25 protein-coding genes and 2 other annotated features are annotated in these 26489 nt (G+C 41.7%); of the genes, 5 read left to right on the top strand and 20 right to left on the bottom strand.

The features are described from left to right. Positions 1-60: 60 nt before the first annotated feature. The 5 genes from ACTJKA_RS09385 to zapA form a co-directional block, all read right to left on the bottom strand. Positions 61-465 (bottom strand): DUF350 domain-containing protein, encoded by a 405-nt coding sequence (locus ACTJKA_RS09385; protein ID WP_008345990.1) that lies wholly within the window; start codon positions 463-465, stop codon positions 61-63. A gap of 14 nt (positions 466-479) precedes the next feature. Continuing rightward, positions 480-2837 carry an endonuclease MutS2 gene (locus ACTJKA_RS09380; RefSeq protein ID WP_110487358.1) on the bottom strand — a complete coding sequence of 786 codons (2358 nt, stop codon included), beginning with the start codon at positions 2835-2837 and terminating at the stop codon, positions 480-482. 21 nt (positions 2838-2858) lie between these two features. Then, a complete protein-coding gene (gene polX, locus ACTJKA_RS09375; protein WP_110487333.1) occupies positions 2859-4571 on the bottom strand; it encodes a DNA polymerase/3'-5' exonuclease PolX in 1713 nt (570 codons plus the stop codon). Positions 4572-4685: 114 nt separating this feature from the next. Continuing rightward, positions 4686-5219 carry a CvpA family protein gene (locus ACTJKA_RS09370; RefSeq protein WP_366968039.1) on the bottom strand — a complete coding sequence of 178 codons (534 nt, stop codon included), beginning with the start codon at positions 5217-5219 and terminating at the stop codon, positions 4686-4688. 7 nt (positions 5220-5226) lie between these two features. After that, positions 5227-5484 carry a cell division protein ZapA gene (gene zapA / locus ACTJKA_RS09365; protein WP_008345998.1) on the bottom strand — a complete coding sequence of 86 codons (258 nt, stop codon included), beginning with the start codon at positions 5482-5484 and terminating at the stop codon, positions 5227-5229. A gap of 134 nt (positions 5485-5618) precedes the next feature. Here zapA and rnhC point away from each other — a divergent pair, with 134 nt between their 5' ends. After that, the gene (gene rnhC, locus ACTJKA_RS09360; protein ID WP_110487335.1) at positions 5619-6542 is read left to right on the top strand and encodes a ribonuclease HIII; all 924 of its coding nucleotides are present in this window, start codon (positions 5619-5621) and stop codon (positions 6540-6542) included. 246 nt (positions 6543-6788) lie between these two features. Here the strand turns inward: rnhC and pheT are convergent, their stop codons facing one another. The 3 genes from pheT to ACTJKA_RS09345 form a co-directional block, all read right to left on the bottom strand. Further along, positions 6789-9203: a phenylalanine--tRNA ligase subunit beta gene (gene pheT / locus ACTJKA_RS09355; RefSeq protein WP_440607705.1), complete on the bottom strand. Its 2415-nt coding sequence runs from the start codon at positions 9201-9203 to the stop codon at positions 6789-6791. 15 nt (positions 9204-9218) lie between these two features. Further along, a complete protein-coding gene (gene pheS, locus ACTJKA_RS09350; protein ID WP_440607704.1) occupies positions 9219-10253 on the bottom strand; it encodes a phenylalanine--tRNA ligase subunit alpha in 1035 nt (344 codons plus the stop codon). Between the two features lie 375 nt (positions 10254-10628). Then, positions 10629-11372 carry a TrmH family RNA methyltransferase gene (locus ACTJKA_RS09345; protein WP_440607703.1) on the bottom strand — a complete coding sequence of 248 codons (744 nt, stop codon included), beginning with the start codon at positions 11370-11372 and terminating at the stop codon, positions 10629-10631. A 113-nt stretch (positions 11373-11485) separates the two neighbouring features. On the opposite strand from ACTJKA_RS09345, the gene sspI reads away from it, so the two are divergent. After that, positions 11486-11707: a small acid-soluble spore protein SspI gene (sspI, locus tag ACTJKA_RS09340; protein WP_008346010.1), complete on the top strand. Its 222-nt coding sequence runs from the start codon at positions 11486-11488 to the stop codon at positions 11705-11707. A 45-nt stretch (positions 11708-11752) separates the two neighbouring features. Here sspI and cstA read toward each other — a convergent pair whose 3' ends face one another. Continuing rightward, on the bottom strand, positions 11753-13549 hold the full coding sequence (cstA, locus tag ACTJKA_RS09335; protein WP_039168858.1) for a carbon starvation protein CstA: 1797 nt from the start codon (positions 13547-13549) through the stop codon (positions 11753-11755). A 349-nt stretch (positions 13550-13898) separates the two neighbouring features. Beyond that, positions 13899-14987, bottom strand: coding sequence for a M42 family metallopeptidase (locus tag ACTJKA_RS09330; RefSeq protein ID WP_286108446.1), 1089 nt, complete (start codon positions 14985-14987; stop codon positions 13899-13901). A 178-nt stretch (positions 14988-15165) separates the two neighbouring features. On the opposite strand from ACTJKA_RS09330, the gene ACTJKA_RS09325 reads away from it, so the two are divergent. Then, entirely contained in the window at positions 15166-15570 is a 405-nt protein-coding gene (locus ACTJKA_RS09325; protein WP_008346017.1) for a hypothetical protein, read from the top strand. 16 nt (positions 15571-15586) lie between these two features. On the opposite strand, the gene ACTJKA_RS09320 is transcribed toward ACTJKA_RS09325, so the two are convergent. The 4 genes from ACTJKA_RS09320 to infC form a co-directional block, all read right to left on the bottom strand. Further along, positions 15587-15853, bottom strand: a complete 267-nt coding sequence (locus ACTJKA_RS09320; protein ID WP_250026756.1) for a DUF1294 domain-containing protein — start codon at positions 15851-15853, stop codon at positions 15587-15589. 63 nt (positions 15854-15916) lie between these two features. After that, on the bottom strand, positions 15917-16276 hold the full coding sequence (gene rplT / locus ACTJKA_RS09315) for a 50S ribosomal protein L20 (RefSeq protein WP_007501659.1): 360 nt from the start codon (positions 16274-16276) through the stop codon (positions 15917-15919). 31 nt (positions 16277-16307) lie between these two features. Then, positions 16308-16508, bottom strand: a complete 201-nt coding sequence (rpmI, locus tag ACTJKA_RS09310; protein ID WP_003216324.1) for a 50S ribosomal protein L35 — start codon at positions 16506-16508, stop codon at positions 16308-16310. 25 nt (positions 16509-16533) lie between these two features. Then, the gene (infC, locus tag ACTJKA_RS09305; RefSeq protein ID WP_024718649.1) at positions 16534-17049 is read right to left on the bottom strand and encodes a translation initiation factor IF-3; all 516 of its coding nucleotides are present in this window, start codon (positions 17047-17049) and stop codon (positions 16534-16536) included. A 71-nt stretch (positions 17050-17120) separates the two neighbouring features. Further along, positions 17121-17252, bottom strand: a sequence feature (ribosomal protein L20 leader region). 336 nt (positions 17253-17588) lie between these two features. Between infC and ACTJKA_RS09300 the strand changes: the two genes are divergently transcribed. Then, on the top strand, positions 17589-18164 hold the full coding sequence (locus ACTJKA_RS09300) for a DUF4352 domain-containing protein (RefSeq protein ID WP_336750249.1): 576 nt from the start codon (positions 17589-17591) through the stop codon (positions 18162-18164). Between the two features lie 136 nt (positions 18165-18300). Beyond that, on the top strand, positions 18301-19080 hold the full coding sequence (locus tag ACTJKA_RS09295) for an HAD family hydrolase (protein WP_243173049.1): 780 nt from the start codon (positions 18301-18303) through the stop codon (positions 19078-19080). Positions 19081-19135: 55 nt separating this feature from the next. Here ACTJKA_RS09295 and ACTJKA_RS09290 read toward each other — a convergent pair whose 3' ends face one another. The 6 genes from ACTJKA_RS09290 to ACTJKA_RS09265 all read right to left on the bottom strand — a co-directional run bounded on the left by ACTJKA_RS09290 (position 19136) and on the right by ACTJKA_RS09265 (position 26473). After that, complete coding sequence (locus ACTJKA_RS09290) at positions 19136-20056, bottom strand: methyl-accepting chemotaxis protein (protein ID WP_224558564.1); 921 nt, start codon at positions 20054-20056, stop codon at positions 19136-19138. 170 nt (positions 20057-20226) lie between these two features. After that, positions 20227-22167: a threonine--tRNA ligase gene (thrS, locus tag ACTJKA_RS09285; protein ID WP_007501674.1), complete on the bottom strand. Its 1941-nt coding sequence runs from the start codon at positions 22165-22167 to the stop codon at positions 20227-20229. 45 nt (positions 22168-22212) lie between these two features. Next, positions 22213-22460 (bottom strand) — a binding site (T-box leader). A gap of 43 nt (positions 22461-22503) precedes the next feature. Beyond that, complete coding sequence (gene ytxC, locus ACTJKA_RS09280) at positions 22504-23373, bottom strand: putative sporulation protein YtxC (RefSeq protein ID WP_008346029.1); 870 nt, start codon at positions 23371-23373, stop codon at positions 22504-22506. 60 nt (positions 23374-23433) lie between these two features. After that, positions 23434-24072, bottom strand: a complete 639-nt coding sequence (locus ACTJKA_RS09275; RefSeq protein WP_017358261.1) for a TVP38/TMEM64 family protein — start codon at positions 24070-24072, stop codon at positions 23434-23436. A 32-nt stretch (positions 24073-24104) separates the two neighbouring features. Then, positions 24105-25034, bottom strand: coding sequence for a primosomal protein DnaI (gene dnaI, locus ACTJKA_RS09270; RefSeq protein WP_008346034.1), 930 nt, complete (start codon positions 25032-25034; stop codon positions 24105-24107). 17 nt (positions 25035-25051) lie between these two features. Then, a complete protein-coding gene (locus ACTJKA_RS09265; protein WP_017367826.1) occupies positions 25052-26473 on the bottom strand; it encodes a replication initiation and membrane attachment family protein in 1422 nt (473 codons plus the stop codon). Positions 26474-26489: the final 16 nt, after the last annotated feature.

Genomic DNA, 26489 nt, shown 5'->3' with positions numbered 1-26489 from the left:
AACCGCAAAAGTGCAGGCAACTACAATTAATACTTTGGCTAGTTTTTCCATGTCGTCTCCTTAAATGCCGGCTGCTACTACATAAGACAGCCCAACAGAAATAATGAGTGAAATAAACCCGACCGCTCTATTATCATTCTCAATCTCTTTGTCTACTTTAAATCGTGGTGTTAAAAATTCAAAAATGAAATAGCTGACAAGCAGCATCACAAAGCCGTATACGCCCCATCCGATCATTTGAAGAAGGGAGTTGTGCTGAGCGATGGAATGCTGAAAGACATTGGCAATCCCAAAAATCTTCCCGCCGGTTGCCATAGCAACAGCTAAGTTCCCCCGCTGAATCTCTTCCCAGTTTTTATAGGAGGTCACGAGTTCAAATATGGTAAGAAATAAGACAAGACATAGGACGGCCACGCTGTAATAGGCGGCAATTTCCACAAGTTCATTTTCCCAAAAGGCTTTCATGCGTTTTCTCCTTTTTACTTTAATTCGACGATGGTGACGCCTGATCCTCCCTCGCCTTGTTCTCCAAAACGAGCATTTTTTACACTACGGTGCTGCTTTAATAATTCCTGGACCCCTTTTCTCAAGGCGCCAGTGCCTTTACCGTGAATGATCGACACACGCGGATAGCCAGCTAAGACGGCATCATCTAAGTATTTCTCGACTCTGCTTAAGGCATTCTCATAACGCTCTCCTCTTAAATCAAGCTCAAGTGATACATGATAGTCTTTTCCTTTGACCGCCGTGATGGCTTTCTCTTGTTTAAATTCCGGTGCTGATTTGATAAATTCCATATCTTTTTCTTTTACTTTCATTTTCAGAATGCCCATTTGGACACTCCATTCTTTGTTACCCGTTTGTTCGATGAGCGTTCCTTTTTGGCCAAACGTCAGCACTTTGACTTCATCGCCTGGTTTTAGCTGTCTTGCTGCTTTTTTCACTGGCTCTGGTTTTTTCTTACGGTCAAACTCAGGGACAGCTTCTTCAAGACGCTTCCTCGCATCAATGAGTTCATGTTCTTTGAACGAGCGATGCTCACTTTTAATGGACCGAAGCTCTTGAATAATCTCTTCTGCTTCTTTTGTTGCTTGTTCAATTTTTTCTGCCGCTTTTTGTTCGGCTTCTTCAAGCAGTTTGTCCTTTTGTTCATTCCATTCAAGGATTTGTTTTTGCAATTCTTTATGGAGCTTCTCTGCTTCTTTTCTATAGAATTCCGTCTCATGCAGTTCTTCTTCTGCTTGTTTTTTGCTGTCTTCTAATGAAGCAATCATCTGATCGACTTCATTATGTTCCGCATGCATATCTGCTTTTGCACGGTCAATTAAATGATGAGGCAGTCCTAGACGCTTGGAAATTTCAAATGCATTACTTCGTCCCGGCACCCCAATGAGCAAGCGATATGTAGGGGATAAGGTTTCAATATCAAACTCTACACTCGCATTTGTGACGCCTTCTCGGTTATATCCGTATGCCTTCAGCTCAGGATAGTGAGTCGTTGCGATGACGCGCGCATTTGTTTGATGAACTTCATCTAAGATGCTCATCGCAAGTGCTGCACCTTCAGCAGGATCTGTCCCCGCACCTAATTCATCAAATAACACAAGTGAATTAGACGTCAAATGCTTTAAAATATCCACAATATTGACCATATGAGATGAGAATGTACTCAAGCTCTGTTCAATAGACTGCTCGTCTCCAATATCAGCAAAGACTTGATCGAATACAGCCACTTCTGATCCTTCTTCGACTGGAATATGAAGACCTGCCTGCGTCATCAGCGTAAGAAGTCCAAGTGTTTTTAAAGTGACGGTCTTACCGCCTGTATTTGGACCTGTGATGACGATCGTAGAAAAATCTTTGCCTAGCTCAATATCATTTGCCACAACCTGATCTCGGGGCAATAGGGGATGTCTTGCCCGTTTTAAATAAATCTCCCCTTGGTTATTCACAGTAGGTTTTGTGGCTTTTTCTGCTTTTGCATATTTGGCTTTGGCGAAAATAAAATCTAATGTCTGAAGTTCATTCACATTATGAAGCAATTCATCAATGTGCTCTGACACACTCGCTGTCAGCATTTGCAAAATCTTTTCAATCTCTTGCTTTTCTTTTAGGCGAGTTTGCTGCAAGGTGTTATTTAAATCTACGACCACCTGCGGCTCAATAAAAAGAGTTGCGCCTGAAGAAGATTGATCGTGAACAATCCCCCCATAATTCGAGCGGTACTCTTGTTTTACGGGAATGACAAACCGATCATTACGAATAGTCACAATGGTGTCTGACAGCATTTTCGAGGCAGATTGTGAACGAATCATTGATTCTAATTTATCTCGTACTTTTGATTCTAGTGATCGTAACTGCGTTCGTATGGTGCGGAGGGCTGGCGTTGCGTGATCAAGCACTTCTCCATTATCACCAATACAGCTTTCGATTTCTTTTCTCACGTCTGGCAGTAAAATCAGCGATTCTGCATATGTATGAAGACGCGGTATCTCTACTCCGTCCTCATACATAGAGGCGAGAAAGTGCTTCATGTTTTTTGTGGTATATAACAGCGCCGCAATTTCCATCAGCTCAGCAGGGCTTAATATACTGCCTATTTCTGCTCGTTTGACTCCTCGTCTAATATCCGTTAACCCGCCAAACGGCGCAGATCCTTTTAAACGAATCACATCTTGCGCTTCTGCTACCTCTTCTAGCAGATGCTGAATGCTCTCGATATCTGTGAGTGGTATTAAGTCCTGCGCTTTTTCTTTCCCTAAAGTCGATGCAGTATAGGACATGACTTTTTCTTTTACTTTATGAAATTCTAATGATGCTAACACTTTTTGTTGCAGCATGGTCCAGCCTCCTAACGACTACCTGTCACGCGTTAAAAACTTTTTCATCTCATCGAGAGAAAATGTATTCACGACATTTGCTTTTGGTGTCCAGCCCTTTCTTGCAGCTGTGACACCGACTTCCATATGATCGAGCATGGCGATGTTGTGCGCATCTGTGTTGATCATGATGTTCACACCCGCTTCATTTGCTTTCATTAAATGCTCTGTTTTTAAATCAAGTCTTGACGGGTTGCTGTTGAGTTCCAGTGCAGTGCCCGTTTTCTTCGCAAGCTCTATTAGCTGATCAATATTTAAGGCATAGCCATCTCGTCTACCAATCAAACGGCCTGTTGGATGGGCAATTAAATCCACATGCTGATTATTCAAGGCATTTTCTAGGCGCTCCATAATGACTTCCTCCGGCTGAGAGAAGCTAGAATGAATAGACGCAATGACAAAATCCATGTCTGCTAGAAAGTCATCATCATAATCTAACGATCCATCCGGCAGAATGTCCATTTCGACCCCTTTGAAAATGTAAAAATGCTCGAATTCTTGATTCAGCTTGTCAATTTCTTTTGCTTGCAAACGCAAACGTTCTTTTGTTAAACCGTTTGCTACTTTTAAATATTGTGAGTGGTCTGTGATCGCCATGTATTCATAGCCTTTTGCGATACATGCCTCTGCCATTTCGCGAATAGAAAAAGCGCCATCACTCCATGTCGAGTGCATATGAAGATCGCCTTTGATATCTTTTCGTTCTACAAATTGCATACTTTCTTTATACGTATCAATCTCTGCTCCGGTTTCACGAATTTCTGGCGGAATGAGCGGAAGTTGGAAATGTGCATAAAAAGCGCTTTCGTCTTCAAATGTTTTCACATCCCCAGTTTCGATCGTTTCAACCCCATATTCACTAATACGCTCACCGCGCTCCTTCGCAAGTTGTCGCATACGAATGTTATGATCTTTTGAGCCAGTGAAATGGTGCAGCGTTGTTGCAAATTGGTCTGTTGTCACAAGCCGGAAATCTACACTGATTTCAAAATCAAGTGCAAGAATGACCGATACCTTCGTATCACCGCTCGCAATGACATCTTTGACATCATCAAGAGCAACAAGCTGCTTCCTCACTTGTTCAGGGTTGTCAGTCGCAATGATGTAATCTAAATCTTTGACCGTTTCACGCGCACGTCTTAAACTACCCGCTCTTGAAAAACGGATGATTCCCTCCATCTGTTCCAGTGCATGATCAATTCGCTCTGCCACATCTAATGCAAAGCCAATTGGTAGTCGTTCTGGCTGCTTTCCTGCCTCCTCAAGAGCGGCAAGAATCTTTTCTTCTGTTTTTTTGCCAAACCCAGCAAGCGTTTGTACTTTTTCCGCTTCACATGCTTCTTTTAAAGACTGTGCATCGTGAACACCAAGCTCTTGGTAGAGCTTAGCAATCTTCTTCCCGCCGAGTCCTTGCAATTTTAAGAGCGGGACAAGTCCTTCAGGCACTTCTTTTTTTAATTGTTCGAGTGTTTCAGACTGTCCTTTTTCGATATACTCTGTGATCACAGCAAAGGTTCCTTTTCCAATGCCGGGTAATGCTAATAGGTCATCTATTTGAGAAAGACTGCGGTCATCTTGTTCTAGTGCCGCAGCTGCTTTACGAAAGGCAGAAATTTTAAAAGGATTATCTCCTTTTAGCTCCATATAGACTGCAATTGTTTCAAGAAGTTTGATAATATCTTTTTTATTCATCTCTCATCCTCCAGCCGCTTTGGCATCTTCCTATATAAATATACAAACTTTCCCTTCATCCGACAACTTTCTGTCATGGAATGAGAAAGAACTTCTCCAGGAAAGGAGAAGTTCTTAAACTCCATACGTCGACCAGAGGTCTTTGACAAGACCGGACAAGTAAGGGGTGTTGCTTACGATCGCATCTGCTAACATTGATTTGCTCATCATGGTTTGAAGCGCATCGACTGGAAGTAATGCAGCCACAAACAATAGAATAAACACAAATAGATAGGTTTCAAGAAATCCTAAAACAGCGCCAAGCAGTTTGTTGACCTGTTTAATCACAGGGATACTTGCAATGGTTGTGAGCAATCCGCCGATGATAGCGAGCAGGATTTTGGTCAAGATAAACAGAATGATAAACGCAATGGTATTATAATAAGCTGTTTCTAGATTCCCACTAAAGAAAGCAAGCTGCGCTTGACCGCCGCTAAAATTAGGTGCTGGAATCCACGTAAGCTGTGGTGCAAGTGACTGATAAAACATAGAAGCCACTAAAATAGAAACAACAAAGCTAATCAATTTAATAAATTGAAGAATAAACCCGCGTTTTAGACCGACAAGCGTTCCCATAAGAAGCAAAAACAAAATGATGATATCGATCACGGTAATTTCATTCCTTTTCTTTTAGATGAAGCTCTAGTTTTTCGTATTGCTCTTTTAATTTCAAGTAGTCGTGGACGACATTGACTGCTGTCAGTACAGCTAATTTGTTTATATCAAGGTATGGATTTTTTTCATTGATTTCTCTCATTTTATCATCAACAATTGAAGCAACATGTCGCATATGCATCTTCGTTTCTTGACCGATGATCGTATAGGACTGTCCGTAAATCTCAACTGTTGTTTTCGTTTTACCGCCGTCAGACAACGTTTCTCCTCCATTCCACGAGAATCCTAGTCTCTATCATAACATGTTTAGACATTGAATGGAAAGACGAGCCCTTCCCTGTTATGGTACACTTTAGAAATCAATGATATCAAGGTAAAAAGGAGTTATCCACTGTGCCCCAATCCGTCTTAAAAGCAACATCAGAAGACATGAAAAAAATGAAGAGCGTGTACGCTCAGCATTTAACTGACACTTTGCCACCAGGCGCTCTTTTTCAAGCAAAGGTTCCCGGCTGTACGATTACAGCCTACAAATCTGGAAAAGTACTGTTCCAAGGACAAAAGGCAGAAGCTGAAGCAAGTCAGTTCAACCATTTACAAGCAGCTGAAACAAAAAGCAAAAAAACACCATCCATCACACCGTACAGCCCACCACCCGGCATCGCTTCCATGTCGGTTATTGGCTCAGATGAGGTCGGTACTGGCGATTATTTTGGACCCATTACGGTCTGTGCGGCTTATGTTGATTCCAGTCAGCTTGCTCTCATGAAAGAGCTCGGGGTGAAAGACTCAAAAGGACTCAAAGATCCGCAGATTATCAACATTGCCAAAGACTTGATCAAAACCATCCCGTTCAGCCTTCTCGTGCTTCGGAATGAAAAATACAATGCGATGCAGGAAAAGGGCATGAGCCAAGGGAAAATGAAGGCACTGCTTCATAACCAAGTCATCACCTCCGTGCTAGAAAAACTGGATGGCAAGAAACCAGAAGCCATTCTCATTGACCAATTTGCCGAACCAGGCATTTATTTCAGGCACCTTGCGGGGAAAAAGATCATTCGGGAGCGTACATATTTTAGTACGAAAGCAGAAGGCATTCACTTATCAGTTGCTGCAGCTTCTATTATTGCAAGATATGCTTTTTTAATTGAAATGGATAAATTATCAAAAGCAGCGGGCTTTGACATTCCAAAAGGGGCCGGTCCGCATGTTGACAAAGCGGCAGCAAAGCTGATGAAACAGCACGGCGAAGAGGCTTTACGCCAATTTACAAAACTTCATTTTGCCAACACCCAAAAAGCGAAAAAATGGTTATAATCAAAAAAGAGCTATCGCCCATAAAGCGATAGCTCTCAGATTGTTGACAAAGGGCTAAAATGAACTTGATTTTAGCCCTTTGTCTTCTTTTCAGCGTGATAGAAAACCTTTGCAGCCCTAGGAAGGACGAGCACTGGCACAGAGCGAATTTGACATTCGTGAGTACCAGCGCGCGGGACTGACAACGAATGCGAGGGTTTGTCTACACGCTAAGAGCTATCGCCCATAAAGCGATAGCTCTTTTGATTATCCGCGCAAGACGGCTTGATACGTATCTTCTAATGCTTTCAATACGTTTGTATGAACAGCCGTGACTTCTTCCTCGGTCAACGTTTGTTCTGGGTTTAAATATTGCAGAGAGAATGCAACAGATTTCTTGCCTTCTTCCATATGCTCCCCCTCATACACATCAAAGACGGAAAGGTCTGTGAGCAATTGGCCGCCAGCTTCATAAATGACTTGCTCCAGCTGTCCGCTTGAAATATGCTGATCGACGACAAGTGCGATGTCTCTTGTCACTGCTGGGAATCTTGGAATTGCCGTATATTTCATATCCTCTGCTTCAGACGTCATCACATCTGTTAAATCAAATTCAAATACATACGTTTCTTTTAAATCTAATTCCTTTTCCACTACTGGATGAAGTGCAGCTACAAAGCCAATCACTTTTCCATTTAAATGAACATCGGCTGTACGTCCTGGGTGAAGGCCCTCACGCTCTGCTTGAACATACGTGATCTCTTCTGATACACCAAGCTTTTCAAACAGCCCTTCTGCAATACCCTTCGCAACATAAAAATCGACAGCTTTTTTCTCGCCCTGCCAAAGATTTTTATGCCAAAGACCTGTTAACGCACCTGCCACATGCTCTTTCTCTACTGGTTTTGCGCCTTCCGTTTCCGCTAAGAAAACAGAACCTGTTTCGTAAAAGGCAAAAGAATCAGCTTGTCTTGCTAAGTTATATGCGACAGAATCAAGTAAGTTTGGCAGAAGGCTTTGTCTCAGCACACTTCGTTCCTCACTCATCGGCAAGGAAAGTCTTGTTTGATAAGCTGGATTTAAAGCAAAGGCTGTGGACTTATGCTGATTCGTTAATGAATACGTAATCGCTTGAGAAAGCCCTGCGCCCTCTAAGAAACGTCTCACCTTTCTGCGCTTCACTTGGTATGGCGTAAGACCACCAACGGTACCAGCTGTCGCAGGGAGTGTAGATGGAATATTGTCGTAGCCGTACAATCTCGCGACTTCTTCAATGAGGTCTTCTTCAATCGTAATATCCATTCTGCGGGAAGGAACCGTTACGACAAGCACATCATTTGATTCGCCCACAGTAAAGCCTAGTTTGTTGAAAATCTGAATCATATCTTCTTTTGAAATGCTCATACCAAGCACCTTGTTCACACGCTCAGTTGATACGTGGATGACATTCATACTTGTTTCAAGGTGGTTTTCCTCAACTGTACCACTTAGCACTTCACCGCCTGCATAGGTGCTGATCAATTGCGCTGCTCTTTCGGCTGCTGATTTCGTCCGCTGCGGATCGAGCCCTTTTTCAAATCTTGTGCTTGATTCACTGCGAAGCCCTAAATCTCTAGATGCTTGACGGACGGTTTGACCGTTGAAATATGCCGCTTCTAAAAGAATCGTTGTCGTCTCATCACGCACCTCTGATTCAAAACCGCCCATGACGCCTGCAACAGCATGCGCTTTTGTGCCATTTGTAATGACAAGATGCTTCGAAGACAATGTACGTTCTTGTTCATCCAGAGTTTGAATCATTTCATTTTCAGCCGCTTTTCGTACAACCACCTGCTTTGAACCAAACCGGTCATAATCAAAGGCATGTAGTGGTTGACCGTATTCAAGTAAGACAAAATTCGTAATATCCACGACGTTGTTAATTGGGCGGATACCTGCATTCATCAATCTTGTTTGCATCCAAAGTGGTGCTGGTCCAATCTTTACATTTTTAATGATCTTCGCTGCATAAAGTGGATTCGCTTCTTGATCCTCAATTTTAACAGAAATATAGTCTGCTGCTTTTTCAGAAGAAGTGTCATGCGCTGTATCAGGAAGCTTGATGTCTCTCCCTAAAATGGCGGCAACCTCATAAGCCACTCCTAGCATATTAAGGGCATCAGCACGGTTTGGTGTTAAGCCAAGCTCAAGTACCGCGTCATCTAATTGAAGCGCTTGAAGGGCATCATCTCCTGGTTTCACGTCATTCGGGAAAACAAAGATACCTTCTGCATATTCTTTTGGTACGAGCTTACTCTCTACGCCTAATTCTTGCAGAGAACAAATCATGCCATGAGACTCTTCACCGCGCAGTTTTGCTTTTTTAATTTTAAAGTTTCCAGGAAGGACTGCACCAACCGTTGCGACAGCCACATGCTGTCCTTTATCCACATTTGGAGCCCCGCATATAATTTGCACCGGTGCGTCTTCGCCGATATCAACAAGACATTTGTTTAATTTATCCGCATTCGGATGCTGTTCACGTTCAATGACGTGTCCAACGACAACACCTTTGATGCCTTCGCCTTTATACTCAACGGCTTCCACTTCAATTCCGCTTCTTGTGATTTTCTCTGCTAATTCATCCGGCTGAATGCCTTCTAAATCGACATAGTCCTCTAACCATTTATATGAAACAAACATGTTGATTTCCTCCTCTTAGTCCTGCTTAAATTGCTTCGTGAATCTAATATCATTTGTGTAGAAATGACGAATGTCATCTATGCCGTATTTCAGCATCGCAATACGTTCAACACCCATTCCAAAAGCAAAGCCTTGATAAGTATCTGGATCAAATTCGCTCATTTTCAATACATTCGGGTGAACCATTCCTGCACCTAAAATTTCAATCCAGCCTGTTCCTTTACATACGGAACAGCCTTTCCCGCCGCATTTAAAGCATGACACATCAACTTCAACGGAAGGTTCTGTGAATGGGAAAAAGCTTGGGCGCAGTCTAATTTCACGATCCTCACCAAACATTTTTCTTGCGACTGTCTCAAGCGTCCCTTTGAGGTCACTCATGCTAATATTGTGATCGACCACAAGTCCTTCAATTTGCATGAATTGATGGGAGTGAGTGGCATCATCGCTGTCACGTCTATATACCTTACCAGGGCAGATGATTTTCACAGGGCCTTGGCCTTTATATTTCTCAAGTGTACGTGCTTGAACGGGTGATGTTTGTGTTCTCATGAGTGTGTCTTCAGTAATATAGAAGCTGTCCTGCATATCACGTGCCGGATGTTCTTTTGGAAGATTGAGCGCTTCAAAGTTATAGTAATCTGTTTCCACCTCAGGGCCCTCTTCAACGGTATAGCCCATGCCGATAAATAAATCTTCAATATCTTCTACGACAATCGTTAATGGATGTCTTGCCCCGATTTTGATCGGACTTGCTGGTAATGTGACATCAATGGTTTGAGAAGCCAGTTTCTTTTTCACTTCTTCTGCTTCTAGCTGCTCATTTTTTTCAGCAATGGCACCAGCAATCTGCTCTCTCACTTCATTTGCAAGTGCGCCCATTTTTGGTCTTTCTTCAGCGGAAAGCTTGCCCATTCCGCGCAGCACTTCTGTAATCGGACCTTTTTTCCCTAAATATTGAACACGAATGTCATTGACTTCTTTGAGCGAGCTGGCTGCTTCTACCTTCGCTATCGCTTCTGTTTCAAGCTGTTTTAACGTTTCTTGCATGAGTGTCATCCTCCTTTTAATATACAAAACCGTCTGAATAAACGGGTGTTTGATTGTTTGAAGACAATAAAAAAACCCGCCCCTCCAAAAAAGAAGGGACGAGTTGTGGTCGCGGTACCACCCTTGTTAAGCACAAATATATGTGCGAATAAGCTTCATTGACATAACGGAATCAAACGAATCCGGTCCACCTTTACGCAAAACCTGCGGTCCCGGTGACAACTCCAGAGGTGAATTCCTGTTTCAGCATTCCTTAAATGCACTTTCAGTCTACGATGCATTCTCCCTAATAGGACGCTCCGTGAAACAATCTTCCTCTATCATGGTTTTTAAATATTAGTTTCATTATAGTGAAAAATAGGACGTGATGCAACACTATCCGCGCAAATGATAGACAAGAACCGCTGCTGCCACAGCCACATTTAATGATTCCGCTTGTCCGTACATCGGTACATATAAATTTTGATCTGTGATTTGAAGAATCTCTGGATCAATACCTGCTCCCTCGTTGCCTACAATTAACGCAAATGGACCTTCTGATGCTATGTGTTTATACTCTTTCGCATTTTTTAAAGCAGTGCCATATACAGGTATACCTTGCGCCTTTAATGCTGGAATTGTCTGTTGTAGCGTTTGTTTTAAGATAGGCAGGTGAAAATGAGACCCTTGTGCTGAACGGAGCGTTTTTCCGTTAAACGCATCAACGGTTCCATCCCCTAGAATCACAGCATCAAGCCCCGCTGCATCTGCTGTCCGAATGAGTGTGCCTAAATTCCCCGGATCCTGCACTGCATCTAACAGAAGCATTCGTTCATACTTTTTCTCCTCAAATACAGGAATTGTACAAACCGCTGCGATTTGCTGAGGTGTTTCCGTTTCCGTCATCGCAGTAAAAGCCTCTTCACTTAATTCATACAGCTCAATGTCAGGCTCGATGTCAGCAGGGAGCATGTCAGGTGTTGTGATCATTAACTCTTTCACAACCCCGCTCTTTAATGCTTCTTCTACTAAGTGTTTTCCTTCAACAAGGAACAGCCCTGTTTTCGTTCGTTCTTTTTTTGTATGGAGCTTTTTCCATTGTTTAATGTGTGCGTTTTTAGCTGATTCTATATATTTCAAGCGACTTTAACTCCTTTAAATATCATGAATTTATTATATCTCAAGCACACTACATAATAAACCTGTCTTTGAGACAGAATAGGGCTATCACCATCAAAAAAGGAGTGTGGGCAATGGATTTTAATTTAAGAGGCGCAGTCATTCAAAACATCACTGGCCATAATCAAGAGCAGCTTGAGCATACGATTTTAGATGCGATTCAAAGTGGCGAGGAAAAAATGCTGCCAGGTCTTGGCGTTTTGTTTGAGGTGTTATGGCAAGAGGCATCAGAAGATGAAAAAAATGAAATTCTTGAAACATTGGAGCAGGGCTTAAAGCCTGAGCATCAGCAATAACAAGAAGCCGGTTTGCTTATCTATGAGCAAGCCGGCTTTGTTCATTTAGCCAGTGATTGGTGTCTCCATTCGAAGAGCTGGATCGCGCCAAATCTCGATCCATTTTTTAATAGCGAACACGATAATGACAAAACCTAAAATCAGCATAATCATCGAAAGCACGGCGTTCAGTACACTGTAGCCAGATGCTTCAGGATTGAGATAGACATTCGCAACCATCCAATAACCCGCATAATTCACCGTCACATATAAGTAAGCAAGTGGAATTAAACAAGTCAACATATACCGTCTTTTATCCGCAATTTTTAACACAACCGTCGCCCCAATGATTAATCCGACCGAGGCCATTAGCTGGTTTGACACGCCAAAGAGTGCCCAAATGGACCCAATGTCTCCAGAGTAAAGCAAGTATCCCCACATAAAACAAGCAAGTGCACTTGCAAAGACTGACCCTGGTACCCAGTCATTTCGTTTCAGCGGTTTATATGCTTCTCCAAAGAAGTCTTGGATCAAATATCGCGCGACACGGGTTCCTGCGTCAATCGCCGTTAAAATAAAGACGGCTTCAAACATAATCACGAATTGGAAGAAATAAGAGGCCAAATGACTAAAGAACGGAATACCCGTAAAGATGTACGCCATCCCTACAGCTAATGTAACAGCTCCACCTGTTCTTCCTTCTAAGTCAAGACCGATTTCTTTGCTTAGTTGAGGAAGATTCTCGACACTCATACCAAGCGTACGGAACACTTCAGGTGTACTATTAATTGCAAAATAATCTCCCGGATGAAGCGCAGTAGCGGCAATTAACGCCATGATTCCCACTAAACATTCTACGAGCATCGCGCCAAACGCCACCGGCTTCATATCACTCCAACGATCTAGCATTTTTGGCGTTGTGCCAGAGCCAACAAATGCATGAAAACCAGAAATCGCACCACAAGCAATGGTAATCGAAATAAAAGGCCATACAGGTCCAGCTAAGACAGGCCCTCCTCCATTTACAAACTCCGTAAACGCCGGAAATTGGATGGTTGGATTAACCACAAAGATTCCCGCAATCAGCGCGATGAAAACACCAATTTTCATAAAACTGCTTAAATAGTCTCTTGGTGCCAAAAGCAACCAAACCGGCAGGGCCGCAGCAAAGAACGCATAGATTGGCAGGGCAAGAGCAAGCGTTTTTGTATCAAGTGTTAACAAATCTCCAAGTGCTGTTCCTTGAATATTCGGTCCAAGGAATACCCCCAACATCAGTAATATGAATCCCGCAGATGTCGCCAGCTTTAAATTGCCTGTCTTTTTATAATAAAGGCCGACTCCCATCGCTATTGGAATGGTAATACCAACTGCAAAGGTTCCCCAAGGATTTCGTTCTAAAGCATGAAGCACAACCATGGACAGTCCTGCCATTGTAATTGTAATAATAAATAACATGGCGAGCCCTGTGCAAAATCCTGCAACAGGACCAAGCTCCTCTTTCGCTACCTCGGATAGTGATTTCCCCTTTTTTCGCATCGAAGCAAACAAGACCACAAGATCATGAACAGCTCCGCCAATCACCGCTCCAATTAAGAGCCAAAGGAGACCAGGTAAATACCCAAATTGTGCGGCTAAAATCGGACCAACTAATGGACCAGCAGCGGCAATTGCAGCAAAGTGATGCCCAAATGTGACCCATTTGTTTGTTGGCACATAATCTTTCCCATCCTCGAGTGCATGAGCCGGTGTAGGATGATCATCTGTGACCTTTAGTACCTTCACCATCATAAACGTGCCATAGAGGCGATAGGCAATCGCTAAAATACACATCGATCCTATCACAATTGAAACCGCATTCATTTAACCATCCCCTTTGTATAAACAATTTGTTACAAATATAACATAAATTGAGTGATTTTTCTTTCTTTTAAAACCTAGTTGACAAATAGGAATAATTGATTTAATCTAAAATAAGCTTCACCTACTTCCATAAACTCTCTTTTGACAGAGCCTCAATTGGCTCTGTCCTTTTTATTGATTTCATCTTACATAAATACAAGATAGATCACATGTGCCTTCCTCACTAGAAAAATATCACTTCATTTACTGAAAACAGTTCTTTTGACACAACTTACATTCCAAAGTTCATTTCCTGGGAAATTCAACGCAATTAAAAAACCTTTCCCCATACTGAGGAAAGGTTTTATCATTAAGAACCGTACGTAATTTGTTCGACCGTTTTTTGATCAAGTCTTTTGATGACTTCTGTTAAAAGCTTCACCGCATTTTCATAATCATCTCGATGAATCATGGCTGCATGGGTATGAATATATCTGCTTGGAATCCCGATGGATAGTGATGGAACGCCATGACCTGTTAAGTGAATACCTCCAGCATCTGTTCCTCCACCTGGCATGGAATCATATTGATAAGGAATGTTTAATTCATCTGCAGTTTGGACAACAAAATCGCGAAGCCCTTTATGAGAAACCATGGAAGCGTCGAACACAACAATCGTTGGTCCTTTGCCAAGTTTGCTTGTTGCTTCTTTTTCAGTAATACCTGGTGTATCACCTGCTACTCCAACATCAATAGCAAATCCAATATCAGGCTGGATGGTAGCTGCAGCTGTTTTAGCTCCGCGCAAGCCAACTTCCTCTTGGACAGTTGCTACACTGTATGCAATATTTTCATGCTGAGTATCCTTTAAATTCTTCATGACATCAATCGCTACTGCACAGCCGATACGGTTGTCCCAGGCTTTTGCAAGAAGCATTTTTTCGTCATTCATTACCGTAAACTCAAAGTAAGGTACGATTTGATCTCCAGGGAGGACGCCCCATTCCATTGCCTGTTCTTTGCTCGAAGCTCCAATATCAATGAACATATCTGTGATTTCGATTGATTTCTTTCGTGCTTCTGGTGATAAGACATGTGGCGGTTTAGAACCAATCACACCTGTAATGTCTCCTTTTTTCGTCACAATGGTGACACGCTGCGCCAACATCACTTGAGACCACCAGCCACCGACCGTTTGAAAACGAATATAGCCTTTGTCATCGATTTTTGTCACCATGAATCCTACTTCATCTAAGTGACCAGCAAGCATCACTTTAGGCCCATTTGCATTTCCTTCCTTCTTAGCAATTATGCTACCAAGGCGGTCTGTAGAGACTTCATCCGCATATGTTTCTATGTATGACTGCATGACTTTTTTTACATCACGTTCATTTCCTGGAATCCCTTTTGCATCCGTTAGGTCTTTCAGCATAGTTAATGTTTGATCTAGTTTTGTCATTCTGTGTATCCTCCTTTTTCTTCATGGTGCATTCTTATTATACAAAACCTCTTTCGTTCAATACGATCTTTTTATGAATATTTTTTCGTTAATCGAAATATTTTTTAAAAAAAGTTGAAACCTTTTGTCTTTCTCATTCGTAGTACATCAGATAACGGTATTGGAGGTGCATCCTGTCATGTTTGTCATCCTCATTAGACTTGCTCTTGTTGCATTGCTTGTCTATATTTTTTACATGGCGGTAAAATTCTTCTCAAACCCGAGAAGAAAGCTGAAACAAGCACAATTAAAAGAAGGCTTTTATTTTATGGACGAACAGCAAAATGCCCGCAAAAATTTTAATTTCGTCTATAAAGGTGTCTTGTTTGAAGGGGAGAAGCATGTTCCTTCTAAGGATCATCCTCTGTTTGTCCACTCCATTTACGTTTGGACGGAGTCACCTGAGAAGCTAAATGAATTCACATTAGAAGACTTTGAAAAACTTGAGGAAAACATCATTGAACGGTATCCTCAAACAAAAATTGATTGGGATCAGCCCATCAAAAAAATCAAACAAAAAAAGGGAGCAGACACGCCGACTTAACGGCGTCTGCTCCTTTTCAGATGAGATTGAGATAGACCAATATCACCAATTGGACAACAATTAAAGCAGGCATACCCATTTGAAAGGCAGGATGCTTCGTTTTATGGCGGAAATACTGCATGCCAAGAAATGACCCAGCAGCACCAAAAAGTACTGCGGCACTCCATAAGTGCGCTTCTGATATTCTCCATTTGTGTGCTTTCGCCCGGCGTTTATCCTCTCCCATGAGAAAAAAACCATAGACATTGACCAAGATGAGCAGCACGATCAGAGCGATATTCATTGATTTCACCTCACATGATGAGAAAAAAAGACCACTCCTTGGCGGAATGATCTTTTATATGACTTACTTGTCTAGTTGTGCTTTTGCAGCATCAGCAAGCTGGTTGAATGCGTTTAGGTCATTCACAGCAAGATCAGCAAGCATTTTGCGGTTTACTTCGATACCAGAAAGCTTTAAGCCATGCATTAAACGGCTGTAAGAAAGACCGTTCATACGAGCTGCAGCATTGATACGAGTGATCCATAGTTTACGGAAGTCACGTTTTTTCTGACGACGGTCACGGAAAGCGTAGTTTCCAGATTTCATCACCTGTTGGTTTGCTACTTTATATAATCTATGTTTTGAACCGAAATAACCTTTTGCTAATTTAAGAACCTTTTTACGACGCTGACGCGACACAGTTCCGCCTTTTACTCTTGGCATTGTAATTCCCTCCTATGTTTCCTATTCCAGATTACTTGATGTTTGCAAGTTGTTGTTTGATACGTTTGAAATCTCCAGCACTTACGATTGCGCTCTTACGCAATTTACGTTTTTGCTTTGTAGATTTGTTAGCGAACAAGTGACTTGTGTACGCATGAGAACGTTTAAGTTTACCAGAACCTGTTTTTTTGAAACGTTTAGCAGATCCGCGGTGAGTTTTCATTTTTGGCATTGGATGTTTCCTCCCTCTGTTACTTTTACTTTTCGACTTTTGGTGCAAGCATGAGGAACATGCTGCGTCCGTCCATCTTAGGTTTTGTTTCTACTGTTGCTACTTCAGCGCAAGCTTCAGAGAAACGGTCTAACACGCGCTGTCCGATTTCTTTATGCGTAATCGCACGGCCTTTAAAGCGGATAGAAGCTTTCACTTTATCTCCCTTTTCAAGGAATTTGATTGCATTACGGAGCTTCGTGTTAAAATCATGTTCATCGATTGTCGGGCTCAACCGAACTTCTTTTAAGCTAATGATTTTTTGATTCTTACGTGCCTCTTTTTCCTTCTTCTGTTGTTCGAATCGGAACTTACCGTAGTCCATGATTCGGCAAACAGGTGGTTTTGCATTTGCAGCAACTAACACAAGGTCAAGATTGGCTTTCGTAGCAATTTCCAGAGCTTCCTGGCGGGTTTTAATCCCAAGCTGATCGCCATTTTGTCCGATCAAACGAACTTCACGCGCACGAATACCTTCATTAACTAATTGATCTTTGCTAATAGTGAGCCACCTCCATGAGATTTTGAATTGAGTTCACAATTCATTTTGACCATTTCGTTGTATGTTTTACAGGCAAACAAAAAGTGTGGGCATATAAAACACCCACACTGCGAACATTTGCATGAAAAAATAAATGTACGGTCAACCTGTCAACTACAAACATGTGTCAATCAGGTGAGAAGCGGGTGCTTCTGCTTGTGATATCTATTCAATTCGTTAACTATTCTACACAATTTTCATTTGTCCGTCAAGTAACTGAACTCTTGAAACAACTTTTTCATTTTAGCATGACGAAACGTTTTGGGCAAGCCTTATTTAAAAAGAAATAAAGTCTCTTCAAATCCTTCAATTTTTCATTAACACACCGATATAAATCAAGTTGTATACATAAATAAACAAAAATATAAATCATATCCCATATAAAAAAGGATATTATATCTATTTTTTCAAAAAAATGATTGATTTTATAATCCTTTAGACTTATCATTGGAGAAGTATTCAAATTCATTTAATAAAATAAGGAAAAGTAGGGGATTTATTTGAAAAAGTTTTTTAAGATTGGGTGTCTTAGTATCATTATTCTCATTTTGATTATTATCTTTGTATCTTGTATGGCTGGGGGCGGCAACAAAAAAGATAATACATCAAACACTGGTTCTAAAAATGCAGTAACGAGTAGCGAAAAGAAAAATGATAAAGAAAAAACGCATAAAATTGGAGATAAAGTAGCAGTCGAAGACTTTACTTATCAAGTAAACAGCGTAACAGAAGCGAAATCTTTACAAAAACAGTATATGAGCGATGTAACGACAGACGGCAAATTTGTGATTGTTGAAGTAACGGTCACAAATACAGGTAAAAAAGGTAGAATGGTAGATACTGAGATGTTCAGATTAATTGGCAAAGACGGCACAGAATACAAATCACTTGCAACAAATAATATGTATGTAAATGATACCGATTCAAGTTTCTTCTTAAAACAAATAAATCCTAAATTATCTAAAAAAGGTAGAATTGCTTTTGAAGTTCCAAACGAAAAGAAATTCTCGCTTCAAGTCTCATCAGGATTAGGATGGACTGGCGGTAAGTATAAGACCATTGATTTATCAAAATAATGTAAGAGTGCACATTTTTGTGCACTTTTTTTATTACTAAATAAGCTATTTAAACTCTAAAACTTCTATTGTAAAATGAACATGAGCCTGTCACATGCAATTGAGGGTAACTACATACATAACAAGGGAGAAGATCATGAAAGCCGTATTTTTCGATTTAGATGATACTTTGCTTTGGGATGAAAAAAGCATTCATACCACTTTTCAGGAAACATGCAGGGAAGCGGAAAAGAAATATGGACTTGATCCAGAATCGTTTGAACAGATCGTGCGTGAAGAAGCAAGAAAGCTGTACTCTTCTTATGAAACATATGATTATACTGTTATGATTGGCATTAACCCTTTTGAAGGACTGTGGTCTAATTTTAGTGAGCCGATTAGCGAAGGCTTTCAAAAGCTAAACGCCCTTGCACCAGAGTATCGCAAAAATGCTTGGACGAACGGCTTAAAAGAGGCAGGAATTGACGATGAAGCATTTGGTCAATACTTAGCAGACTTCTTTGCAGCAGAGCGTAGAAAACGCCCATATGTCTATGAAGAAACGTATCCTGTTTTAGAGCGCCTGAAGGGCACCTATGAATTACTCCTTTTAACAAATGGAGATCCTAGTCTGCAAAAAGAAAAACTTGCAGGTGTTCCGGAACTTGCCCCTTACTTTAATGAAATTGTGATTTCAGGAGATTACGGAAAAGGAAAGCCTGATCCTGGCATCTTTGAGCACTGCCTTCAGTTGTTAAATCTCACAAAAGATGATGTCATCATGGTAGGAGATAATCCAAAAACAGATATTCTCGGCGCTTCTCGCGCTGGCATCCAAACCGTTTGGATCAATCGTCATGGCAAGAAAAATGAAACAGATGTGACACCAGATTATGAAATTCAAGACTTACACGAATTGTTTGATATTTTAAAATAAACCATAGGAAAAACACCCTTCTCCTGATCGAGATTGGGTGTTTTTTCGTTTTCGGCTATACAATTGCTGCTAGACTTTGTGCTTGACGATCTAAGCCGCGTGCTGCATCTCCTACATTCATGAATTCCTCGCTTGCTTGCTTGACAAGATCCCGGTTTGTAAACACGCTTGTCTTTGCACGGCTTGTTCCGTTGCTGACCTTTTCAACTTCTAAATGGATCGCCTTCACATAACGATCTACCTTTACGATCGCTTCCTTTGAATCTGTCGCAAGCTTACGGATTTCTGCCGCGACGACACTAAAGCCATTTCCATAGGAACCCGCATGCGCAGCTTCTATGGCCGCGTTCAATGCGAGCAGCTGCGTTTGGGAAGCGATACTGTTAATCGTTGTAGCAATTGAGCTAATCGACTCCACCTGCTCTGTTAACCCTTCTAGCAAACTCATGTTTTGATCCGTTTCATTCGCAATATGTTCAAAAGAAGCATTTACACTTTGACTATGCTGGATGCCGATTTCCGCTCGCTCCATTAATTTTGCAGACATATCTTTTAGGTCTTCTACTACCTGCTTCATTGTGTTTTCTCTCTCCGTAATATCTGTTGCCACTTTCACGACAGCCACTACGTTCCCCTCTTCATTGAGCACTGGTGTATACGTCGCTTCAAGCCATAAGGTGTCACCGTACTTCGTGATCCGCTGCACCTTTTCCTGAAACACTTGACCATTCTTCAAACGCTTCCAAAACATTTGATAACTTGCGTCTTCTGCAATATGTGGAGGACAAAACTGTCTATGCTTTAAACCAATCATTTCTTCCTTTGAATATTTCATGGCTTTTGCAAAAATATCATTGACCCATAGGACCTTACCTGTGACATCAAATTCAATCATCGCCAGTGAGTGCTCTAACGCACGAAGCACAGCTGATTGCTCCAATACTTGTGTTGATGAAGTGTTTGTTGTTTGAATCATCACTTTCATTCCCCCAATTTGCCTCTCTCTAATAGTACATACTTACCCATACTTTCGTACTATCTAAACGTATCATTTGCGCAAATGGATCACTAGTGGAGAATTTTTTCCATAAGAAAAAAGCCAGCAACCTCAATAGATGAGATCACTGACTGTTTCGTGCGCCTTCATTATTTTTTTGCTTCTGCGACTGCATGTTTCACAAAAGCTTCGAGGTCCATTGTTTCTGAATCTTGTTCCCCATATTTTCTTACATTGACCGCGCCATTTTCTGCTTCTTGATCACCGACAACCAGCATGTACGGAATCTTTTGCATTTGCGCTTCTCTAATTTTGTATCCTATTTTTTCATCACGACTGTCTAGTTCTACACGCAGTCCTTCAAGCTGCAAACGTTCTTGCACTTTTTTCGCATAGTCTAAATGGACAGATGGTGAAACCGGGATGACTTGGAATTGTACAGGTGCCAGCCATGTTGGAAGAGCTCCTTTGTATTCTTCAATTAAGAAGGCAACGAAGCGTTCCATTGTGGATACAACTCCTCTATGAATGACAACTGGACGATGGTGTTTTCCATCTTCTCCGATATATGTGAGATCGAAACGCTCTGGAAGTAAGAAGTCTAGCTGTACAGTAGACAAAGTCTCTTCTTTTCCAAGAGCTGTCTTTACTTGGACGTCAAGCTTCGGACCATAAAATGCCGCTTCACCTTCTGCTTCATAGTAGTCATGTCCAAGCTCGTCCATTGCATCTTTCAGCATAGACTGTGCTTTATTCCACATCGCATCATCGTCGAAATACTTCTCAGTATCCTCTGGATCACGGTAAGATAAGCGGAATGTGTAGTCATTCAAGCCAAAGTCTTGATACACTTCTTCAATTAGGCGAACTGTACGAATGAATTCGTCTTTGATTTGATCTGGACGAACAAAGATATGGGCATCGTTTAATGTCATCCCGCGAACACGCTGAAGGCCAGATAAAGCGCCTGACATTTCATAGCGGTGCATTGTTCCAAGCTCTGCAATCCGAATTGGCAGTTCACGATAGCTATGAGGTTCATTTTTATAAATCATCATATGGTGCGGACAGTTCATTGGACGGAGGACAAGATCTTCGTTGTCCATTTCCATGACTGGGAACATATCTTCTTGATAATGCGCCCAGTGGCCTGATGTTTTATACAATTCTACACTCGCAAGAACGGGTGTATACACATGCTCATAACCAAGGCGTACTTCTTTATCAACAATATAACGCTCAATGACGCGGCGGATTGTTGCCCCTTTTGGCAGCCAGAGCGGAAGACCTTGGCCCACCTTTTGAGAGTTCGCAAACAGTTTCAATTCTTTTCCTAGTTTACGGTGATCGCGCTCTTTTGCTTCTTCAAGCAGACGTAAATGCTCGTTTAATTCTTCTTTGCTGAAGAAAGCTGTTCCGTAAATACGCTGAAGCATTTGGTTGTTACTGTCGCCTCTCCAGTAAGCACCTGCAAGGCTTAACAGCTTGAATTCTTTGATTTTCCCTGTAGACGGCAAGTGAATACCACGGCATAGATCGAAGAATTCACCTTGCTCATAAATTGTGACGGCTTCGCCTTCTGGGATTGCTTCTAACAGCTCTAGCTTCAATTCATCGCCAATTGCTTCAAAGCGTGCTTTTGCTTCTTCTCTAGAAACTTCAATGCGCTCAATCGGCAAATTGCTGTTAATGATTTTTTTCATTTCTTTTTCAATCTTTGGTAAATCTTCAGGTGTAATCGCTACATCGATGTCAACATCATAGTAAAAGCCATTTTCGATGACAGGGCCTACGCCAAACTGGACGTGATGCTCTTTTCCATAAATGCGTTTGATTGCCTGTGCTAGTAAATGCGCTGTACTGTGTCGCATAATATCGAGCGCTTCTTCACTCTTATCTGTGATGATCTCGATTGTTCCACTTTCTAACAGCGGCGTACGCAGATCTATTTCTTTGCCGTTCAATTTACCGGCAAGCGCTTTTTTCTTTAGGCCTGGGCTAATTGATGCCGCGATGTCTTCTGTTGTAGCTGTTTTGTCAAACTCCTTGACTGCTCCATCTGGAAATGTAAGTTGAATTTGTTCTGACATCTCTAGTCACTCCTTTTTTTGGCAATATAAAAACCCCGCCCCCTGGAAAGGGACGAGGTTGAATAAACGGAATCGTGGTTCCACCCTTTTTCCCGTATTTGCAGCTTGCTTTGTCAAAAGCAAATACGGCTTGTGGTTCAATAACGGGAATTCCCGTCAGCTATTACTAAACAGTTCACAGCTGATGTTCAAAGGTGGTAAAGCAAATGGTCCTACGCTAGGAAGCTTTCAGCCACGGCTTCCCTCTCTTTAAGCGGGTGTTCATTTGTTCATGTCCTTATCAATACGGTCTCTGTATGAAGTTACACCGTATTATAAAACGTTTTTTCGTGAAAATCAAGAAAGCTTTTCACTTTTCTTTTCCAAATGACTAGGAACAAATTGAACATGCTGTTCCTGAAACGAATGAGGAGGGAATACCTCAACTCTTTCTTGAAAAATATTTTGAATGGTTTGCACCATCGAGTGACCTGTATCATCTGTAAATAGGTCAATTTTTTGTGGCGCAATGGATACAAGCGGTGCAATCAACTGCGAATCAATATACATTGGATGCTCTCTTACAAACTGTCTGTCTATGTATTGTTTTTGATCACGCTCAGAAGCGTACCGAAATTCCCAAATCATCAGGCGGTCCTGATGCACAACATGTACTTTTTCAAGCTTAGGTTCTCTTGACATCACATAGTCTCGAAGGGATTGAATAAAGTTTTGATATTCTTGTTCCATCTTATACTCTTCGATGGATACTTCAACATAGTTCTTCAGCCTTCTGTCATACGCTGAGAGCCTAAATGTCATAAATGAACCAATGGAAAAAACACCTTTCTGTAAAGAAATCGTCTCAAGCTCTTTTTTTAACAGATCCTCCCTCGGTGGGTCTTGATGAATTCCAGGGATATCATCTAGATCCCCTTTCATGATGCTATGTGCGATTGAAAGAATTTGGTGCTGCTCTTCTGGATCTTTAAATAAGTATGTGTTTTCAAGGATGCTGCGCATGCGTTCATTTTCTTTGCATTCCAAAAAAAAGTGAATCAGTAATGTCCGCACAATGTGCTCTATGGCTTCTCCTGATTTTTTCGCTTCTATGAGAAGCCGATCTTTCCCTTGTTGAATCGAAATGTGATGCCGACTGTCCAAGTGTTCAGCAAGATGTAAAAAAGCGGCGGTATCATATTCATCTTCAAAGATTATTTCAAGCATGTTTGTCCCCCCTAACGACATCTGTTACATATATATGGGGGGAACATAAAAAATAGACGCCTAAAATAAATCAGGCATCTTTCTTTTTAAAATCAGTGGCACTGAGATAAAGATCAAATAAATCAAACAAACAATCGCTAAGGCGGCATAATTTCCGCTTACAAAGCTTGATCCAAGGACATTTAACGCCACAGTACCAGGTATTAACCCTAAAAAAGTCGCTGCCGCAAATGCACGATAATTCGCACGTGAAGCTGCTGCGGCATAACTGACAAAATCAAAGTGAATGGGTGCAATGCGTAATAAGAGGATATAAAGAAATCCATGCTCTTGAATACGGGACGTCACCGCTTTTAGCTTCCGATTGCTTGATTCGGTTTCCTGCTTGTTTGAACGGAAGGTTGAGGCAAGCAGGAAAGATCCTGTTGCACCTGCTGTCGCACCAGCTAAGGCATAAATGGTCCCAAGGACACTGCCGAATGCCAAACCTGCTGCTAGCGAAAAGACGGTGAGAGGGACAAGCACAAATGGACGAAAAAGTGATAAGAAAAGAAAGACAAAGGGAGCCAGCATCCCAAATTGAAGAATCCAATTCTTCACATCTTTCGGCGACAGTTGAAGATGCTGTTTGTTGAGCCACCATAGCACAGCAGCTACAACCCCAATCACGAGGAAAAGCAGCCATTTTCTTTTATTCATTGCATCCGCTCCCCTTCACGTGACCTATCTTTTTATAAATGACGGCGATTTTCCCCTTCAAGCAGAACTGGTTCAGCTAGGTAGAGAATACGTTCCATTAATCGAGCTGCCTTCACCTCTTCTTTTTCCCCGCGCTGTGAGTACGTAAAGTGATGCTTTAACTCATTCGGTGAGAAATTAGAAGAGAAAAAAGTCGGCAGCTGCTCTGCCATGCGGTATTGCAAGATTGTTCCTAAAAGTTCATCTCGTACCCAGCTTGTCATCGACTCTGCTCCGATATCATCAAGCATTAAAATTGGTGTAGATTTGACCATATTCAGCTTTTCTTCGAGTGTATGATCAGCTAATGAATTTTTTAACTCTCTCACAAATTCAGGCACGTATACAAGGAGAGATGGATACTCTTTTACCGCTAGCTGCTGCGCAATTGCTGCCAGAATAAATGTTTTTCCGACCCCAAACTTTCCATGTAAATAGAGGCCTTTTCCCTTACCTGTTTCATCATAACTTTGCAGGAATTGACCTACTTTTTGAATGACTTCTTGTCTTCCAACCACATTTAAATCAGCAAACGTCGCTTGAAGAACATTCTGCGGAATGTACATGCTTTTCATGAGTTCTTGCTGTTTTTTCTGTCTATCAAGCCGCAGTTTGACAGGACAAGGGGAATATTCAATATCAATGCTCTGACCTTTGATCACAAGCTTCGGGTGATACCCGTCTAAAATGACATTTACATTCTCTTCCTCTAAGCAGTAAGAACAGCCCTTTGATTGTTGTACATATTCAAAGAGCCTGTTCAAGCTGCGATTGATCATGTCTTCTTGGATGTCCTCTTGATGCTCCTTTAAAAAAGCTTTTACATCTTCATCAGCTAGGACACTTTCTTTAATCTGATTGTATCTCACGCGAAAATCTACCCGCCCTTTTAGCTGATCAAATGAACGACCGATCGGTTTCATCTCCATCTCACCTCACATTAATGTGCATTGTACTTTTTCATATTATTAAACTGATCTAACAATTTTTCTTTTTCTCGTTCGAGGTCCTCTGTAGACAAGTTATCTGTCTGTTCTTTTGGCTGTTCTTTCGTTTCAGCTTCCTTCATCCAGTCAGGCAGTTTCTCCTCGCGGATCACTTTTCCTGATCCATAGGATTGACGCTTATTTTTTTGCTGCGCCCATTCTGTCATTTGCCTATTCTCTTCTTTGGCAATTTTCATAGCAGCTGCCACGGTTTTGATTTTCTTTCGCACCCAGTGGGCGGCGATTTTCTGCATATATGTTTTGGACAGTTTCATATCCGTTTTTAGCAGTGTATAGTAGATCAGGACATTCATGACCCCAGGCTCTAGCTGCTGCTCAAGCATAATATCTTCAACAATTCTTAAGTCTGCATACGTCGGCTCAATGCCATCTGCCATATCTTTTAGAAGCTCTCTAGGCGAAATATGATCAAGCTTTTCAATCAATTTCGCATCAGGTGCATCTGCACCTGAATTTTGCGTGACATTGTGACGTAAATGTCTTGGCTGTTTTTGATCAATCAGCTTCGGCTGTTCGCCTCTGTATTCAATTTGATACCAGTCTCTCGCTGCTTTTCGCAGATCCTCAGTTGATATCATCTGATCTGAACCACATGCACCTGCGACAATATTTTGCATTTGCAGCGGGGTGATGCCATAGACGACCGCTAACTTCTTAATTGTCTCTTTCACTTGCTTTGTCAAAGCTTTTCTCGGAATCATCATGTCCGACATGCCTGCTAACAGGAGATCAAAATCAAAAGATTCATCTGAAAGCGGTGCAGGCTGACTTGAGCCAACTGTCACATATTCGTAGCCCTCGTCAAGCGATGACGCCTGATTGATTTCCTCTGTCATCTTGCGCTCTCCTGGCTGCAAGACGTGAAACACTTCTTCAAACGATCGGGAGATGTTCTTTGCATCAGCAGGAACTCCTGGATAAGAAAAATAATCACGAAGCTGCATATATTTTGCTTTCTCTACCCGATGATACAAAAGGACATTCAGCATACCGTCTTGGAAAAATTCATCCGGTCTCAGCGGCGGCACGAGCTCATATGTAAACAGTCTGCCTTCTTCCGTTTCCTGTTCATATGTGCGGAGTAATCCGATCGCTTCAAGCTTTAAGCGCTCCTCAAAAATATCATTTAAATTCGTTTGCAGCATCACCATCAGCTGACGGTGAGGTGCGGGTTTCCCCCACATTCGATTTTGTTCCAGCTCTCCCCACAGCGTCATGTATAAACTGAAAGCGGACATGCCAATAAGCGGCTGATATAAAAGAGTAATAAGCTGTCTATCGATGTCACCGAGCAATGAAGCGCTTTTGACGACATACGGATCGACGGCTAGCACTTCCTTCCAATGCTCTGTCATATGCTGATCCTCCCTT

The sequence above is a fragment of the Bacillus sp. 22190 genome, from assembly GCF_052045575.1.
Lineage (GTDB): Bacteria > Bacillota > Bacilli > Bacillales > Bacillaceae > Bacillus > Bacillus altitudinis.
The sequence above is the reverse complement of the archived record's forward strand: the minus strand, read 5'-3'. Positions and strand labels throughout refer to the sequence as shown.

Excerpts from the sequence above, each read along its gene's own strand:
- sspI (WP_008346010.1), top strand. The coding sequence starts at position 11,486 with ATGGATTTTAATTTAAGAGGCGCAGTCATTCAAAACATCACTGGCCAT.
- ACTJKA_RS09330 (WP_286108446.1), bottom strand. The coding sequence starts at position 14,987 with ATGACAAAACTAGATCAAACATTAACTATGCTGAAAGACCTAACGGAT.
- ACTJKA_RS09385 (WP_008345990.1), bottom strand. The coding sequence starts at position 465 with ATGAAAGCCTTTTGGGAAAATGAACTTGTGGAAATTGCCGCCTATTAC.
- polX (WP_110487333.1), bottom strand. The coding sequence starts at position 4,571 with ATGAATAAAAAAGATATTATCAAACTTCTTGAAACAATTGCAGTCTAT.
- ACTJKA_RS09325 (WP_008346017.1), top strand. The coding sequence starts at position 15,166 with ATGTTTGTCATCCTCATTAGACTTGCTCTTGTTGCATTGCTTGTCTAT.
- ytxC (WP_008346029.1), bottom strand. The coding sequence starts at position 23,373 with ATGCTTGAAATAATCTTTGAAGATGAATATGATACCGCCGCTTTTTTA.
- rpmI (WP_003216324.1), bottom strand. The coding sequence starts at position 16,508 with ATGCCAAAAATGAAAACTCACCGCGGATCTGCTAAACGTTTCAAAAAA.
- rplT (WP_007501659.1), bottom strand. The coding sequence starts at position 16,276 with ATGCCAAGAGTAAAAGGCGGAACTGTGTCGCGTCAGCGTCGTAAAAAG.
- cstA (WP_039168858.1), bottom strand. The coding sequence starts at position 13,549 with ATGAATGCGGTTTCAATTGTGATAGGATCGATGTGTATTTTAGCGATT.
- ACTJKA_RS09265 (WP_017367826.1), bottom strand. The coding sequence starts at position 26,473 with ATGACAGAGCATTGGAAGGAAGTGCTAGCCGTCGATCCGTATGTCGTC.
- ACTJKA_RS09290 (WP_224558564.1), bottom strand. The coding sequence starts at position 20,056 with ATGATTCAAACAACAAACACTTCATCAACACAAGTATTGGAGCAATCA.
- pheS (WP_440607704.1), bottom strand. The coding sequence starts at position 10,253 with ATGCAAGAAACGTTAAAACAGCTTGAAACAGAAGCGATAGCGAAGGTA.
- thrS (WP_007501674.1), bottom strand. The coding sequence starts at position 22,167 with ATGTCAGAACAAATTCAACTTACATTTCCAGATGGAGCAGTCAAGGAG.
- ACTJKA_RS09320 (WP_250026756.1), bottom strand. The coding sequence starts at position 15,853 with ATGAATATCGCTCTGATCGTGCTGCTCATCTTGGTCAATGTCTATGGT.
- pheT (WP_440607705.1), bottom strand. The coding sequence starts at position 9,203 with ATGTTTGTTTCATATAAATGGTTAGAGGACTATGTCGATTTAGAAGGC.
- ACTJKA_RS09295 (WP_243173049.1), top strand. The coding sequence starts at position 18,301 with ATGAAAGCCGTATTTTTCGATTTAGATGATACTTTGCTTTGGGATGAA.
- dnaI (WP_008346034.1), bottom strand. The coding sequence starts at position 25,034 with ATGAAACCGATCGGTCGTTCATTTGATCAGCTAAAAGGGCGGGTAGAT.
- ACTJKA_RS09275 (WP_017358261.1), bottom strand. The coding sequence starts at position 24,072 with ATGAATAAAAGAAAATGGCTGCTTTTCCTCGTGATTGGGGTTGTAGCT.